The organism is Streptomyces phaeochromogenes (assembly GCF_001418655.1).
In the GTDB taxonomy this organism is placed as follows: Bacteria; Actinomycetota; Actinomycetes; order Streptomycetales; family Streptomycetaceae; genus Streptomyces; species Streptomyces phaeochromogenes.
Window position 1 is genome coordinate 1 of sequence record NZ_LIQZ01000113.1, and the last position, 14,806, is coordinate 14,806.

Below are 14,806 nucleotides of genomic sequence, written 5' to 3' on the forward strand. Positions count from 1 at the left end.
GGCCGGGGTCCGCTCGGGCGCGGGGGCGCGGGGCGGACGAGGGTCACCATGACGGGCAGGTGTCCTTCAGCAGCTGGGCGGCGTTGATGCCTTCGGCACAGCGGTCCGTCAGCCACTGCACGGGGTGGGCGGCGACGGGCCTCACGTGGCCGGGTGCGATGCCGATCGTGTAGCCGCTGTTGGGCTGTTCGGTGATCTCGCTGAGGTGCGGGGTGTGGGTGGCGTACAGGACGTGGTCGTCGGCGACGGCGAGCGGGAAGTAGCCGTCCCGGGCGGTGAGGCTCAGCTTGCGGTGCAGGTTGGCGCGGGCGTTGGCGACGACGGCGGCGCGCAGGTCGGGGCGCCAGGTGGGCAGATCGGGGGTGGTCCAGGAGGCCGGGGCCAGCTGGTCGGGCTGAGTGGGGGGCTGGGCCAGTGCGGTGAAGGCGTCTTCGGCGGTGGCGTGGAGGGCGTGCAGCAGGGCCCGCTGGCCGGCATCGGCGTGCGGCAGGCCGCGCAGGGCCGCCAAGAGGTCGGGGGTGTCCATGTGCTCGGTGATGCCCAGGCGTTCGAGGACGGCGAGCCGGGCCAGCCGGATGCGCTTGTACCAGGGGTCGAGGTAGGGGACGGCCGGAGCGGGGCGCAGCCAGCCTTCCAGGGGACGGAACTGCACCTTGCGGTCGGTGGCGTAGGCGAGCGCGGCGGTGGTGTGCCAGGCCGGGCCCTTGCTGGCGAAGGGCGGGGGCAGCAGCCGGTGGTGAGGCGCGGCGGAGAGGTCGACGAGCCAGCTGCCAGGCATTTTGCGGTCGAACGCGGGATAACTCATGTGTTCGGCGGGCCCGTTGGCGACGCGGATCGAGTTGCTGCCGGCCAGGTGCAGCAGGTTCACGGCCAGGCACACCACGTACGCGCGTTCGGCTTCCTGTTCCGTGGGTGGCCGCCACCAGTGGATGTCGCTGTCGGCGGGCGGATCCTGCGCGGCGCCGTCGGCGAGGTGGTGGTCGGGCGGGGCTTCGCAGGGGGCCGGGTCGACGACCTGGGTCAGTGCACCGCGGACGCCCGAGGCCACCAGGGCGCGGGTGGCGGTGTGGCGGTGCGGGGCCGGGCGCAGGTCGCTCATGAGCTGGTGCCCGCAGGCACCCGGCGGGCCCAGCGGGGTGCGCAGCAGGGAGGTGTACTGGCCCAGTAGCCGGGCAAGTTGGCCGGCGTCCAGGCCGGTGGGCAGGTTCCAGGCGTCGTGGTGGAGAGCGCCCCAGCCGGTGAGGGCGAGGTGGATGCTGTCGCAGGCCGGGTCGCCGGCGCTGGGGTGCAGGCGCATCCAGGGGCCCAGCCCCTCCTGGTCGCTCTGCCAGCCGACGGTACGGGCCTGGCGCAGGAGCGGGTGGTCGCTGCGGGGATGGCGTTGCGGGGCGCTCGGTGCGGCGGCGGGCAGGCCCAGGTGGGCGACGGCCGAGGGTGTGAGGACCAGCAGCGGCCCGGCGGGCAGGGCTTCGGGGCGCAGGGGCGCTGCGCCCAGGTTCTGGCGCAGGGTCCAGGCCAACAGGGCGGGCAGGTCACCGGCCGGGCAGGAGCGGGTGTTGCCGTCGGCGAGGTGCGCCGTCAGCCCCTGGGGGGCGGCTTCGAGCACCGTGAGGGGACCGTCGGTGGTGCTCCGGCAACTCGGGGGCGGGTACACCAGGCACGCCCGGGCCGGAGTCGGCGGCTGCGGGCTGCGGGGTCCGGGCAGGAGGACGGACGGCCGGGCCGCGGGCGCTGCGGCCTGCTGCGGGGCGCATGCGGCAGGCGGCGGGGCTGCGGTCGGCGCGGGCTGAGGTGTGGCGGGGGCCGGGCAGCGGGTGCCCAGATGCTGGGGTCGCTCTCCCACGCGTTGGGCCGTGGGCTGTTGGCAGCGCCAGCACTCGGCCTCGTCCGCCGCCTGGGTGGGCAGCTCGTGCCGCAGGGCGCCCAGGGCCGCCCAGTCGGGCGCCTCGGCGGCCGGCGGCCGGGGCACCGGCGTGGCGGTCAGCCGTCCGTCCAGGGCGTTGAGGAGGTGGCAGTAGGTGACGGCGTTCTGTCCGCGCGGTGTGCTGCTGCCCTGCTCCCAGGCCCGGACTGTGGCTTCGCTGACACCGCAGGCGTCGGCCACTTGATGCAGGGAGAGCTTGGATCTGCGGCGCAGTCTGCCCCGTTCGGCGGGATCCGGCAGGCCTGCGGAGGGCTGCCCTGTGCCGCCGGTGAGGTCGTTGAGATCGAACAGCCCGTCCACGTGGCCAGTTCCCCCGGTTGTTTGTGTTCTGCCGTCGGATGCGCCCCGCTCGACTCCTGGCTGGTGCGCTTGACAGCGCAGCATGCCTTAAGTGTGAGTTCCTTTCGGATAGCGCAGTAGCGTTTCTCCGGTGCGTCGCAGGGAGTTGACCTGCTGCGATATGACCGGCGACACGTACAGATGTGCAGCCGTTCGAGGGAGGCGCGCGCGAGGTGTTGTCTTACGCCCCTGCATATACCTCTCCGGTCACTCATCGGCACAGGTGGAGTGGCTTCTGGGGCGTTCTTCGCTCTGACGATCGAGGGGCGCGCGGACCTGTGTCGCGCTCACTCGTTCGAGCGCGTTCGACGTGAATCGCTTTTCCGGGTGAGGGCTGGCCCGCCAGGGTGTTCGGACATCGTCTGCATCGTCCGTGCTTCATCTGCATGAGGCCGGAGGAGGCGGTGTCCGTGCTGTCCTGAGATGGGTTGTGGTCGTGAGTGATCGTGTGTGGGCGCAGGTGCGTTCCCGGGCCGGTCGGCTGCTGGAGCGGCCGGTGGGTGCGCTGCGCGGGGAACGGTTGGAGGACCTCGAGCCGGTGTGGCAGCCGCAGCGTTATCAGGGCAGGCGGGCGATCGCCACCTGGTGGCGGCTGGCCGGTCAGGCCCGGCATGCCGGGTGCGCCACCCTGGGCGCTCTGGAAGCGGCGCTGGCGCTGGAGGCGGACCCGGAGGTGGTGACCTTCGCGGCCTGGCCGGTGCGGCTGGGCTGGCCGGACGCTGAGGGCTATGTGCCGGACTTCTTCGCCCGGCTCGGTGACGGGCAGGCCCGGCTGGTGGTGTGTCGGCCCGGCGAGGGTGCATCGGACCGGTGGGCGGCGACGCTGCGGCTGCTCGGGGCGGCCGGGCAGCAGGCGGGCTGGCAGGTGCGGGTGCACGAGGGACTGGCGGATGCGGTGGCGGCCCGCAATCTCCAGCGGCTGTCGCGGTGGCGGCATACCCGGCTGGCCGATGTGGACACCGCGCAGGTGTTGCACCGGATGTTCGCCCGGCCGCGGCCGCTGACGGCCGGGGTGCGGGCCAGCGGGCTGCCCGAACTGCCCACTGTGGCCCGGGCACTCCATCTGGTCTGGACGCGCGAGCTGCTCATCGACTGGACCAGGCCGTTCGTTCCCGCCCGTTCCCTGGTGTGGTCGCCTGCGGGGGTGTGTTGATGGCGGGGCACGCACCGGCCCGGCCGGCCGTCGTGGCCGTGGGCAATGCCGTGCACTGGCGCGGCGAGACCTACCTGGTGACTGCGCTGCAGGGCAGCAGCGTGCACCTGCTCAGCCAGCACGCCGACGGCGAGGACGCCGTCGTGTTCCTGGACGCGCTGGCCCGTTCCCCCGGCTTCGCGGTGCTGGGCACGCCGCACGCCGCGTCGGATGACACCGCTTTGGCCGCACCGCAGGCGGCAGGGCGCCAGGGCCTGGGCGGAGCGGCGCTGCTGGAGGGGCTGCCCGAATCGGCCCGGGAGAAGGCCGAGTTCTGGCTGGACCATGTGCTGGAGGTGCACACCGGGCTGCCCGGCTTCGCCGCGCCCGGCACCGCGCCGCGCGCGTGTTACGACCCCGCGCGCACCACCTTGCGGCAGCGCTACCAGACCAAGGCCGCGGAGCTGTGCGCGGCGCATCACCGGGTGTCGGCCGCCACGGTGGAGCGCAAGCGGCTGGCCTGGCTCGCACAGGGCGTGTGGGGGCTGGTCGACAAGCGGCGGGTGCGCGGCCCTAGCACGCGCGGTCGCGTCGACGAACAGGTGGTGAAGCTGCTGTGGAAGGTGCATCAGCGGCACAAGAAGCGGTCCGTGGGGACCAGATCACGGTTGTTTGAGCTGCTGAGGAGAGCGTGCGTGCGCAAGTTCAAAAAGAAGACAGCACAGCTGGTGCCTTCCCGGGCGACGTTCTACCGGCTGCTGGACCGGCTGGGGATCCTGTGCGGGAAGGAGACCGCCCGCCGCGACGGCAGCCATCGTCCCGAGCCGCCGTTCACCCTGGCCATGGCGACCACACTGGGCGAGCAGGTGCAGATCGACACCACCGCGCTGGACGTGCTCGCGCTGGATGAGACCGGACGGGTCGTCTCACTGGAACTGACCGCGGCCATCGACGTGGTCAGCCGTTCCGTCCTCGCCGCGGTCGTCCGCCCCAAGTCCAGCGGCACCAAGACCGGGGGCAGCTCGCGCCGCCAAGGCGGGCGGGCCACCAAAGCTGTGGACGCGCTGCTGCTGCTCGCCGAGATGTGCACGCCGCAGCCGATGCGCCCGCACTGGTCGCCCAAGGCCGCCGCGGAGGGATCCGACCTGCCGTACGCGCAGCTCGTCGAGGCCGACGAGCGCATGCAGGGCGCGGCGGCCCGGCCGGTGATCATTCCGGAGATGATCGTCATGGACAACGGCAAGGTGTTCGCCGGGCGGGCCTTCATGGACGCCTGCGCCCAGCTGGGCATCTCCGTGCGCCCGGCCTGCTACCACTCCCCTACCCACAAGGCGATCATGGAGCGGACCTTCGGGTCGGTCAAAAGCCTCTTCAGCCAGTTCCTGCCCGGCTACACCGGCCAGGACCTGAGCCGCCGAGGCAAGAACGTCGCCGTCGAGCGGCTGTGGCGGGTGGACCAGATCAACGACTTCCTGCAGCAGTGGATCGCCGTGGGCTGGCAACAGCGCCCGCACAGCGAACTGCGCAACCCGTTCCTGCCGTCGATGCCGCCGCGCACCCCCAACCAGGTGTTCGCCGCCCACGTCGCCAGCAGCGGCTACGTTCCGGTCCGCCTGAGTGCCGAGGACCGGCTGCGGCTGCTGCCCACCACCTGGGTGAAGGTCACCGAGAAGGGGATCCGGCTCAATAACCGCACCTACGACAGCCGCGCCCTCAACGGCTACCGCAACACCCGCTCGGGCTGGCCGGGCAAGGGACAGCGCTGGCCGGTGCGCTACCACCCTCACCAGCCGGAGACAGTGTGGCTTGAGGACCACCGCAACGGCACCTGGGCGGAGGCGGGTTACGTCTACCAGCGGCTGATCGGCGACGCCTGGAGCGAGCACGTCTGGGACCAGGCCACCGCCGTCCACCTGGAGAAGGGCGGCAGCACCCGGGACGAGGCCGCCATCGCCCGCGTGGTGCGCACCCTGCTGGAGCGCGCCGGCCGCGGCCCCTCCCGTACCGCGGTGCCCGAGCCGGTGCCCGTCGACCGCGGGATGAGCGTCGGCCCGCTGCCCGCCGAGGACCCCTACCGCGGCATCCCCGCCCCCGACTACCGGCACATCGCCAGCCTGCCCAGCATGGACACCAGCCTGCGCCAGCTGTGCCTGCCGCCCGCCGGCGCCCGGCCCGGTGACATCTGCGGTCCGCAGACGGCCACCTGACCCTCGCCATCTCTCTTTTTCCGTTTCTTCTGTATGCCGACGAGGCCCCCTCTCGTCGGCATACAGCATCCCGCCAAGGACACCGCCTATGTACCCGCCTGCCGGCGCGGACCCCGACCTGTTCTTTCTGCCAGCAACGACCCGTATCGGCTGGCAGGTCCAACTGGACCGTGTCGTCGTGCCGCCCGACCTGGCCGCCTGCCCTCCGGCCGACGCTGAGCCTGACCAAAACGATCCACGCATCCGCTACCACGCCACCATGCACACCGTGCAGACCCCGGCCCTGAAGAAGGCCGTTGCCGTCGCCCGACGCCTGTGGCTGGCCGGCGGTCCGCGCAGCGAAGGCCCTCTGCACCTGGCCGTCGACGGGCCGGGCGAGACCGGAATGACCACCGTCCTGCGCCAGATCGGCCGCATCTTCGAAGGCATCCTCCGCGACCAACTGCCGTACGACGCAAAGCGGATCCCGGTCATCCACATCAACACCCCGCTGGCCCCGAGCAACAAGCTGGACATGTCGATCCCGTTCGCCGAGTTCCTCGGCCATAAGCACACCAAAGACCCCGAGAGCGGCCAGCGCAGCATCGACATGAGCGGGCCCATCTGCCACGTCATGAAGACCTGCGGTACCCGGCTGGTCCTGGTCGACGGCATCGACCGGCTGGACACCTCCGAACTCAAAACGGCCTTCGACTACTTCGGATATCTCGCCGCCGAGTGCAACGTCTCCTTCGTCTACTGCGGGCCCGGCTCCCGCGAACTCGTCAACGAGGCCCGGCGGGGAAAACGGCCCGTCCCGCCCGGCCAGGGATCCGGCGGCATCCCCACCCTCGCGGTCCTGCCGATCCCCTACAGCGCCGACGACTACGGCCTGTTCCACGAAGTGGTCAAGTCCTTCGATGACGGCCTGCGCCTGCACCAGCACACCCCGGGCGACCTCCTCAAACTCGCCACGCACCTGCACCGGCGCACCGGCGGCTACATGAAACCGCTGTCCTACCTCGTCTGCCAGAGCGCCCAGGAAGCCATCGAAACCGGCACCGAAGCCATCACCCCCGAACTCCTCGACAGCCAGCTGGTGGGCTGCATCGACGACGATCCGCTGCTGGGCAGCTGACCCGCCCCTCTATGCACCGGCCTGCCGCGCGTGGCCGCAGGCCCCGCGGCCGGCCTCAACAAACAAACCCAGCTCCCTGCCGCAGTCCCTCACCCGCCCGCCGCCCACACCACCCGAAAACCTCCCGAAAGCCGCATGAATGCCGCAACTGCGCAGCTCATGCGCCTGTTCACGAAAGAGAGCCCATGCCTGATTACGCATGCTGGATGGAGACCAGGACAGCAGCCGACGCCGAGTGGCAGCCGTGCGAGCACCTGGAACCGGACGCTGAGCCGCCAGGCGTCTTCCTCGACTACGGCGAGACACCCGAGGACGCCGACCGCCTCGTGCAGAACATGCTGGACGACCATCTCCCCTCCGTGCTGCACGAGAACACCGACCAGCCAGCCCTGCAGGTCCGCGCCTGGCTCCAGATCAACGACCAGACAGCCGTCAGCCCGGCAACAGCCCGCGAAGCATCGTGTGAGGAAATCACCGAAGCCCGCGAAGCGCTGCGCCTGCAGGCGGCTGCCGACTCCCTATGGGCTGCCAGCCGCGGCATGTGGGACGCCCGCGCGGGGCTCCGCAAGGCCGTCGTGAAGGCCTACGACGACGGACTGGACCTGGCCACCATCACCGGTGCCGTGGCCTCGCATCTGGACGCACCGACCGTCACCCGGTTCATCGACTCCCACCTGCTTCAAGGGGAGCTGCGCAGCCTCCTGCGCACCCACCCGGACCTGGCCCGGCGCACCGCGGTCCGCACCCACAGATCCGGCACGGCCCAGGTCGAACTCCTGTGGACACACGCCGAACACGATGCCGAACAGCTGCGGGAGAGCGGCTGGTACGAAACCATCGAATACTGCGACCGCGACCTCGCTTCGGCTCTGCTCACACAGGCCCGCGAGGCCGCCACCCGGCTCCTGGCTCTCCTGCCCGCCCGCCTCGAAGCGCTCACCGCCGGTGGCAGGCCTGCCACCGGCGAGCACATGGCGCCGCGGGCCCTTGAGTACCAGCCCGTCACCGTACGACGCCTGGCACCGTCCGCCGTCAGGACCGAGGAAGCAAGAACGGCCGCATGAGCAAGCGCAAAAAGACCAGCCCCCGCTCGCGTGCCGGCGCTGCCGGGCGCCGTACCGTCGTCGTGGGCACGCTTGAGATCGGTTCGTCCCACGGCAACCTGACGCTGCGAGCCGGGCACGGCACCGGGCAGCTCCTCTGTATCGCGCTGCCCGCTGAGGTGCTTTCGAGCTTTGTCACCAACCTCGAACAGGCCCGCCTGGACGCCGAGGAGGAGTACTGGAGCGTGATCCACCACGTGGTGAGCACCGCCTCCGGCAACAAACCCGTGGACGTGCCTCAGGCCATGGAACGGTGGCTGCTCGCACAGAACTGGAGCAAGGTGCTCGGTGCCGTCCCCGACGACCACGCGCACTCCCTGCCCCTGCTCAGCTATGCCGGACACATCGGTCTTCGTCTGGCGCCCCCGTACACCACGGGCCGGGTGCTGGCCATCTTCGACCCTCAGCAACTCCACCGCCTGCAACCGGCGTTGCTGCACCACTGCGCTGCGGCCCAGCACCAAGCGGCGAGCTCGCCCGTGCACCCACGCGACGCCGTCGCCCTCGCACTGCGCCACCTCTCCCGCCAGGCCTGGCCGCCGGCACCGCCTTCCGAGCCATCCCCTGAGGAAGCCGTCCGCTACATGCAGGCCCGCTACGAGGCATTCCAACGCCGCTCCCCCCTACATCCGTACGGACGAGAACACCCTCGACCTGGGGCCGGCCGTGTCCTGAGCCTGTGCCCCCACCGCTCCTCCGCCAGCCAACTCCCCTGGGGCTGCATCACATCTGCCACCAGCCGGTGCTCCAGAAGGGGGGAGTCATCGGAACGATGACTCCCCCCTTCAGGTCGCTATATCTGCAGGTGCAGCATGCTACTGCCGAGGATGGGCCCACCCCGCAGCGCGGATCTTGTTACCGGGTGGTGTCAAGGCTGCTCGCATCCACTCCTCCGCTCGCGCGACGGACTGCGCCTCATGACGAACGGCGACAGCCAGGGCCCATCGCCAAAGGGCAGCTTCGGTCGGGCGCGTCCGACGGTGTCCCCGAAGACGGGCCGTCAGCGACTGGGTCGTACGGCCGCAGTATCGGGGCCGGTAGGCCGCGTCGAGCATGAGATACAGGGCGGGGCCAAGTGGCAGCCCTGCTGTGGGGTCCGCAGGACCGACCGGCCAGGCGACGACTGGGTCCGCTGTGGCACTCGGGTCCACGAGGGCCTTCTGAATCGGGATGGCTGCGAGGACAAGGCGCCAGCGCTTGACGATTGATTGGTCCGCGGTGAGCGTGTGCGGAGGCATCGTCACACCTCCCGCCGGTCTGCATCGCGAAGCCGTGTGGGCTCGGTCCCGGCCGGCGGGCGCACGTCGAGCAGTGCTTCCTCAAGGTCGCGCAGGTTTTGGTGGACTTGCTTCCAATCCGCCCGGCCACCCATCGGATGCTCCGTCAGCGGGGAGGGAAAGTCGGCGGCTTCTGCCGTGAGGCGGTCGACGACAGCGCGGGCCTCGCCGATGGTGTGGAGGAGGTTGATGCGGCTCTTCTCGTTCCGTTCCTCCCGCGTGATCTTCTGCTCTGCCTCCCGCTTCTCCTGTTCCTGGCGGCGTTTCTTCTGCTCGTCGGCAGCACGTTCGGGGTTGGCCTGCGTGAACAGGTGTTTCTCGAGGAGGATCTTGTGGGTGGCGCCGTCCGGGATCGGCTCGCCCGCCTCATCGACGTGGGCGTAGGTGTAGTGGGCCTGAACGGATTTGCCTTCGCCGGTGCCGCCAGCCTTGTTGGGACGTCCCCGGGGACCGGGATCGACTGCGTACGGGCACCATCTCGCCGGCGCGCTCCGGCCATGACGGGGTGACGCACTCCGGACCAGGAACAGGCCTAATGAGGTCATCACGCGGCCACAGGAATCGGACACGGTAGCGGTAGATTCCAGCTATTCCTGCGTCGCAAGATTGGGAATTTAGGTGTGTTCTGATGCAGCAGATTGGGATCGGTGAAGGTTTGCTGCGCGATAGTCACGGCGGGAGAGAAACGTTGTCGTGACAAAACAAGCTGCGAACACTGCGACGATCATCCATTCGAGTTCGCCGCTGCCACCGTCAGGCTCCAGTCGCGTCAACGTCTCGATCCAGGTGGGCCAGATTGTTGTCACTATCGTAAGCGCGGCAAAGATGACAGCCAGTCCCATCTCGACACGAGCTCTAATCATTCCAGGCCACATTCCTTCCCTGTCTCGCAGAAACTAAGAAGAACTGCGGACGGCGGCACTGGTCAGAGTTCACCCCCGCAGATGTTTCAGCCACGACTTGCGCGTTTCACAGACCCTTGAGAAGGGGCAACCCCGAAGCGCCTCCATTCGACGGTGAGTTTGCCAGCAATGGGGAAAGGTTGACCGTTGTCGATAATCGTATCGACCGGCCCCAGTTGATCCACTCGCACACGCTTGGCGCTACCCAGGCGAGGTGCCGTCAATTTAGGATACTCATGCGTCTCAATACCTCTATGAATAATGAAAGCCTTGGCCGGATCATGCAGTAAATTGAAGAATATAATCCCTTCCATGACCGTACCGGCCTTGGCGCTCAGTTGCTTGATCTGAGGCAGACTATATCGGCGCTTGATTCTGCGGGGCTCCGGCGGCGGAATATAGCCGGCCTCATTTAGCACGAGAATGACACGAACGGAATCCTGATCGGACCCGCGCAGCACCTGAACGGCGGTACTGTCGTCGCGACGCGTAAATTTGAACTCAACCCACAACTGATCACGGGGATCGGCGCGGGGCGCAGGAGGCCGCACTTTGAAAGTCACGATGTTCAGTCCTGTGAATGGTGTGGGTAGGAGCTGCGGGTGCGCCTCCACTAAGGTCGACAGGGGGATGGGTCCGATGCCTTCGACCTTTGCCACTTCCTTGATCAAATGCTCAAGTAGCCCGCCATCGCCGAAGTCCTGGCTCACAAGGAAGGGTCGGGTAAGAATGTCCACCGTAGTGGCGTCATCGCGCCCTTGGCTCCCTCCCGCCCGTTTCTGTTGCCTGCTACGACCGGGACGCGCGTTCACCATAATTAGCGGAGAGTGAATTTCGGTGTGGAAGTCATCATGCCCCGCATCGACGATCCAACGTCCCCAGAGGCATGTCCGATCACCCAATTGGGCGCGATAGTCCGTCGGGACGAGTCCTGACTCGATCTCCATACCGATGACGCCTTCTGCGTTCAGGTTGAACTGCGTCTTCGCGCGCCGTGTCGAATCTATGTACAAGTTGTCTTTCATTTTTGGCGCAACTAAGTCCGCGTAGGCTTCGTCTGGCGCAACATGGAACTCGAAGTCGTTCCCGAACGGATGAAGGAACGGCATATCGGACGTTGAAACATGCGGGTCCTGAACGACCGTCCCGCTCAGGCCCGTCAAAGGTACGTCGAACTCGTTACCTGCATCGTGGAGGTTCTGCCAGCCGAAAGCCGGACCTGGAACCTCCATGAACACATGACCGCGGACCGATTTCTTTGCCCAGTCACCCTGACGGTTCGGCAGTGGGGTATTGACGAAGTCTGTCTCCAGGATCGTAAGAGCGGGGACGCCGGGCCGAAGAGGTCCGATGCCAGTGGAGACGGCGTCCTGTGGTGCTGCCGAGGCGGTCCTTGCTCTAGGAGCTTTTCGCGATCTAGGCATCGTCCACCTCCGATGGATCACCAGTTCCGAGCCCCAAAGAAAATTCGCCTCGCCCAGCGGTCGTACAGCCATCGTGCACTCGACAGATACTGCGGTCAATGTGAGTGAGGCAATCTACGCTTCCGGTTGCGAAGGCTGCTAGCGGGTCGCGCAGCGCGGATGTTGCTGCTAACAACGGCCAATGCATTGCGGTGATTCTTCAGTAAATGATCAGGCAGCAGCAAAGCAAGGAAGGCTTGGGGTTTTGACCTGCTGCTCCCAACGGGTCCCCATCGCCAGGGCTTCGGCGTAGTCGGCGGGCGTCCGTTTCGTGATCACTTGAGCCCGAGCAGGGTGAGCGGGCGGTCCGTGTTGCGGGCGTTGTGTCGCAGAGCGGCGGCGATGTTGGTCCGCCGGCCAGCCGCAGAGCGCCGATGGCGAGGTTACGCCAGGTGGCCATCGCCCGGGGTGCGTTGCCTGTTCGCAGCTGAGAGGCGTCTTCGGCGAAGGTGGTGTCTCTGACGTGGTGCAGGGCTTCGATCTGCCAGTGATCACGGATCAGGGTCGCGAGTTGGGCGGGGTCGGCTTGCTCCGCGGTGAGGCTGGTGACGGCGTAGACGGTCTTGATGGTGGTCTTGCCGGTCTTGCGGTCGGTGCGACGGCGCTTGATCTGGACGGCCTGCCGGGCCCCGGGAAAGAGCAGACCGTTGACCGTGGCCACCTTGATCCGTCGGATCTCCGAGCGTCCGTGGCCGGTGCCCCTCATGCGGCCCTGCAACGGGATCCCTGTCCACGGAAGGGACTTGAGCTGCTTGCGGAGCTTCTTCTGGTTTCCCTTGACGATCACGATGTAGTGGGCTTCGCGGCCGAGAAGGTAGTCGGCGTGCTCGCGCTGGGTGTGCATGGCGTCGCTGGTGACGACCACCCCTGCGAGGTCGGCCACGGATTCCAGCAGCGGCTGGAAGCACGTGATTTCGTTCGTCTTTTCCTGCACGTCCAGCTGGGCCAGGACCAGGCCGGTGGTGTGGTCTAGGGCTGCGAGCAGGTGGATCTTGCGGCCGTTGGCCCTGGCCGCTCCGCGAAGGCTCTTGCCGTCGACCGCCAGGCCGCGCAGCCGGCCCTCGGCTCGGTTGCGGCGGTCGGCGAGCCAGCGGCCGGCCGCCAGGTCCAGCGTGTCGCCGTCGATCCGGGCCAGCAGTCGTCGGACCGTCGTTTCCGCAGGCAGGGACCGTTGGGGGAACAGAGGGTCGGACCGCACACCGACGTGTTCCAGCACATGGGGCGGAGCGTCGGCGATCCATTCGCCGACCGCCAGCAGCGACGTTGCCCCCGCCAGCACCGCACAAGCGACCAGGGCAAGAACGCCGACCAGAGCGTGGCGAACTCCACGCGGATCGGGCACCTGAGCGAGGCGGTCCAGCAGTCCGGGCACTTCTTCCGGCGCGACCTCGGGATGCTCGCGGAGTTGGTCAAGGGCAGGCGGGATCAGCGATGATGCTTCGGCAGGCACGGTCTTCCAGGCAGGTCACGGGGCGTCGAGAACTCCATGATCTTGGAGTCCGTGCCTGTTCCGCTCTCCCCGGCCTATCAACCTGGCAGACCGTCATGAACCGGATGCCCGGCGACTACGCCGAAGCCCTGTCCCCATCGCATGGAAAGGAGACACCCTCGGCCGCGTACGTGTCCCGCCACAGCCGAAGGCGCCAGTCCGGGCCGGTGACTGTCGGAGGCATTCCGGGTCCCAGTGGTGCGTCCTCTTCCCTGCGGGCACGCAGGTCCAGATGATCCCGGACGAGCTGCCACAGCAGCTCCCGCCCCGCTTCTTCCAAGCGTTTCTCCAGTTCGGCGTGGGTCCGCGGGGCCGCCGCCCGCCCGACAGCGTGCGTGTCAGCGACTCGAAGGCACTGATTGAGCGGGCAAACGAGCAGTGCTCATCTAGATGTCGTGCGGCTCCACCTTCCGGGATCAGGCCCGCCTGCTGCGGCCCCGCTTCCACACGGTCATCTTCCAGCCCGGCCTTCAGGCCCGTGAGGCCACCGACGAGCAGCTCCTGCTGCTCGCGGGCGCGGAGAAGTTCGTCCGGGACACCAGCGCCGGCGACTTCACCGTCTACTGCAGCCGGTAGATACACGAACCGGACGCGGCCGGAAGACGGGCGGCAAGGCACGCGTGCACCTGTGCCGGCCCGTCACTGCTGCCGCCAGCGGCGGGTGACGAGGTTCAGTTCGTCCAGAAGGGTCGTGTCGTGTACGAGGGGCTGCAGCCAGTCGACATCGGTGGGGCGCAGGCGGTGCAGTCCGTTCCGGGTGAGTGTCTTCAGCAACGGCTCGGCGCGTTGGGCGAGCCAGTCGTCGGCGCCGAGGTCGCGGGCCAGGCGGAGCAGGCCGACTACGGCTTGGGGCGGTCTGGGGTGGGGGATGCGTTCCAGCAGGGTGATGCCTTCGGTGAGTGCTGCCTGGCCCGGTGGGTGATCTGCAGCGTGCCACATGGTGCTGGTCTGGGCCTCGGTGAACAGGCAGAGCAGTCGGGTCAGTGGGTCGCCGCTGGCATCGAGGGCGGGTGCATCGGGGCCGAAGCGGCGTGCAATCCGGTCCAGTTGGTCGTGCGGGATGTCCGGACGTCCGACGAGGTCGTTGACGCACTGGGCGAGGACCAGCCAGGTCGGGGCGGACAGGCCGCCGGCGCTGGTGAACTGGATGGTGGTCAGCTGGTCGAGGATGTCGATGACGGTGGCCGAGGGCAGGTTGGCGGCGGCGGGGAGAAGGTGGCGCCCCAGGATGTCCGCGGCCAGCAGGCGTTCGTCGCCGGACAGGCTCCGCAGCATCAGGAGGAGTTCGGTGTAGGGGGTGCCGGGCGGCCAGGGATCGTTGGCGGGCCGGTACAGCAGGGAGATCAGCGCGTGTGCGAGGGAAAGGCTGCGGGTGCGGTCGACCCTGTGGTAGGTCTCCAGGGCGGCGGGCATCTGGTGCAGGACCGGTGCCACGGCGTGCAGCACGTGCTGTGCACCCAGGTCGTAAGCGAAGGCCGCCGACCGGTACAGATCGGCTGGGGCGACGCCGTCGAGATGCTGCAAGGTCTGCGCCATGGTGTCGTCCGGGGTGGCGAGGTTGACGGTCCAGGCGAGTTCTTGTTCGGGCTGGGTGGACAGGCCCACACGCAGGTCTCTGTGTCCGGTGGCGGGATCGGTAAAGGGCTCGGCGGCCAGGGTACGGGTGAAGGCGTCCCAGGATCCGTCGCTGAACTGCGAACGCCACAGCAGGGTGTGGCGGCGCCACCGGTCGGCCGTGTTGCTGCTGCCCACCAGGGTGGAGGCATGGAGAGTGGTGTGGATCAGGACAGCCAGCAGGAGCAGGTTGGCGCTATAGACGGCGTCTTGCTGGGTGCGGTGGGTGGGGGCAGGGC

The 14,806-nt window shown here is 68.5% G+C and carries 10 protein-coding genes and 1 pseudogene; 6 read left to right on the forward strand and 5 right to left on the reverse strand.

Annotated features, from left to right (window positions below; translation table 11 throughout):
* Window positions 1-43 precede the first annotated feature (43 nt).
* On the reverse strand, window positions 44-2,224 hold the full coding sequence (locus tag AOK17_RS16100) for a helix-turn-helix domain-containing protein (RefSeq protein WP_055613158.1): 2,181 nt from the start codon (window positions 2,222-2,224) through the stop codon (window positions 44-46).
* Between the two features lie 475 nt (window positions 2,225-2,699).
* On the opposite strand from AOK17_RS16100, the gene AOK17_RS16105 reads away from it, so the two are divergent.
* The 5 genes from AOK17_RS16105 (at window position 2,700) to AOK17_RS16125 (ending at window position 8,598) form a co-directional block, all read left to right on the forward strand.
* Window positions 2,700-3,416, forward strand: a complete 717-nt coding sequence (locus AOK17_RS16105; protein WP_157881338.1) for a TnsA-like heteromeric transposase endonuclease subunit — start codon at window positions 2,700-2,702, stop codon at window positions 3,414-3,416.
* A complete protein-coding gene (locus AOK17_RS16110) occupies window positions 3,416-5,602 on the forward strand; it encodes a Mu transposase C-terminal domain-containing protein (protein ID WP_055613160.1) in 2,187 nt (728 codons plus the stop codon). The genes AOK17_RS16105 and AOK17_RS16110 overlap by 1 nt, the downstream gene beginning before the upstream one ends.
* A gap of 88 nt (window positions 5,603-5,690) precedes the next feature.
* The gene (locus AOK17_RS16115) at window positions 5,691-6,719 is read left to right on the forward strand and encodes a P-loop NTPase family protein (protein ID WP_055613161.1); all 1,029 of its coding nucleotides are present in this window, start codon (window positions 5,691-5,693) and stop codon (window positions 6,717-6,719) included.
* A 185-nt stretch (window positions 6,720-6,904) separates the two neighbouring features.
* Complete coding sequence (locus tag AOK17_RS16120) at window positions 6,905-7,783, forward strand: hypothetical protein (RefSeq protein ID WP_157881339.1); 879 nt, start codon at window positions 6,905-6,907, stop codon at window positions 7,781-7,783.
* The gene (locus tag AOK17_RS16125; RefSeq protein WP_055613163.1) at window positions 7,780-8,598 is read left to right on the forward strand and encodes a hypothetical protein; all 819 of its coding nucleotides are present in this window, start codon (window positions 7,780-7,782) and stop codon (window positions 8,596-8,598) included. Before AOK17_RS16120 ends, AOK17_RS16125 begins: the two co-directional genes overlap by 4 nt.
* A 464-nt stretch (window positions 8,599-9,062) precedes the next feature.
* On the opposite strand, the gene AOK17_RS16130 is transcribed toward AOK17_RS16125, so the two are convergent.
* The 3 genes and pseudogenes from AOK17_RS16130 to AOK17_RS16135 all read right to left on the reverse strand — a co-directional run.
* Window positions 9,063-9,668: a hypothetical protein gene (locus tag AOK17_RS16130; protein WP_157881340.1), complete on the reverse strand. Its 606-nt coding sequence runs from the start codon at window positions 9,666-9,668 to the stop codon at window positions 9,063-9,065.
* A 380-nt stretch (window positions 9,669-10,048) separates the two neighbouring features.
* Window positions 10,049-11,497 (reverse strand): hypothetical protein, encoded by a 1,449-nt coding sequence (locus AOK17_RS50765; RefSeq protein WP_245697181.1) that lies wholly within the window; start codon window positions 11,495-11,497, stop codon window positions 10,049-10,051.
* A gap of 400 nt (window positions 11,498-11,897) precedes the next feature.
* A pseudogene (locus AOK17_RS16135) lies at window positions 11,898-12,914 on the reverse strand (ISAs1 family transposase); the annotation flags it as partial.
* A gap of 429 nt (window positions 12,915-13,343) precedes the next feature.
* Here AOK17_RS16135 and AOK17_RS16140 point away from each other — a divergent pair.
* The gene (locus tag AOK17_RS16140; RefSeq protein WP_055613165.1) at window positions 13,344-13,529 is read left to right on the forward strand and encodes a hypothetical protein; all 186 of its coding nucleotides are present in this window, start codon (window positions 13,344-13,346) and stop codon (window positions 13,527-13,529) included.
* 63 nt (window positions 13,530-13,592) lie between these two features.
* Here the strand turns inward: AOK17_RS16140 and AOK17_RS16145 are convergent.
* Window positions 13,593-14,806, reverse strand: a 1,214-nt coding sequence (locus tag AOK17_RS16145; protein ID WP_206190769.1) for a hypothetical protein, incomplete at its 5' end; no start/stop codon positions are given.

Coding starts and splice junctions, on each gene's coding strand:
- AOK17_RS16110 (WP_055613160.1), top strand. CDS start 3,416: ATGGCGGGGCACGCACCGGCCCGGCCGGCCGTCGTGGCCGTGGGCAAT.
- AOK17_RS16140 (WP_055613165.1), top strand. CDS start 13,344: ATGTCGTGCGGCTCCACCTTCCGGGATCAGGCCCGCCTGCTGCGGCCC.
- AOK17_RS16115 (WP_055613161.1), top strand. CDS start 5,691: ATGTACCCGCCTGCCGGCGCGGACCCCGACCTGTTCTTTCTGCCAGCA.
- AOK17_RS16120 (WP_157881339.1), top strand. CDS start 6,905: ATGCCTGATTACGCATGCTGGATGGAGACCAGGACAGCAGCCGACGCC.
- AOK17_RS16125 (WP_055613163.1), top strand. CDS start 7,780: ATGAGCAAGCGCAAAAAGACCAGCCCCCGCTCGCGTGCCGGCGCTGCC.
- AOK17_RS50765 (WP_245697181.1), bottom strand. CDS start 11,497: ATGGCTGTACGACCGCTGGGCGAGGCGAATTTTCTTTGGGGCTCGGAA.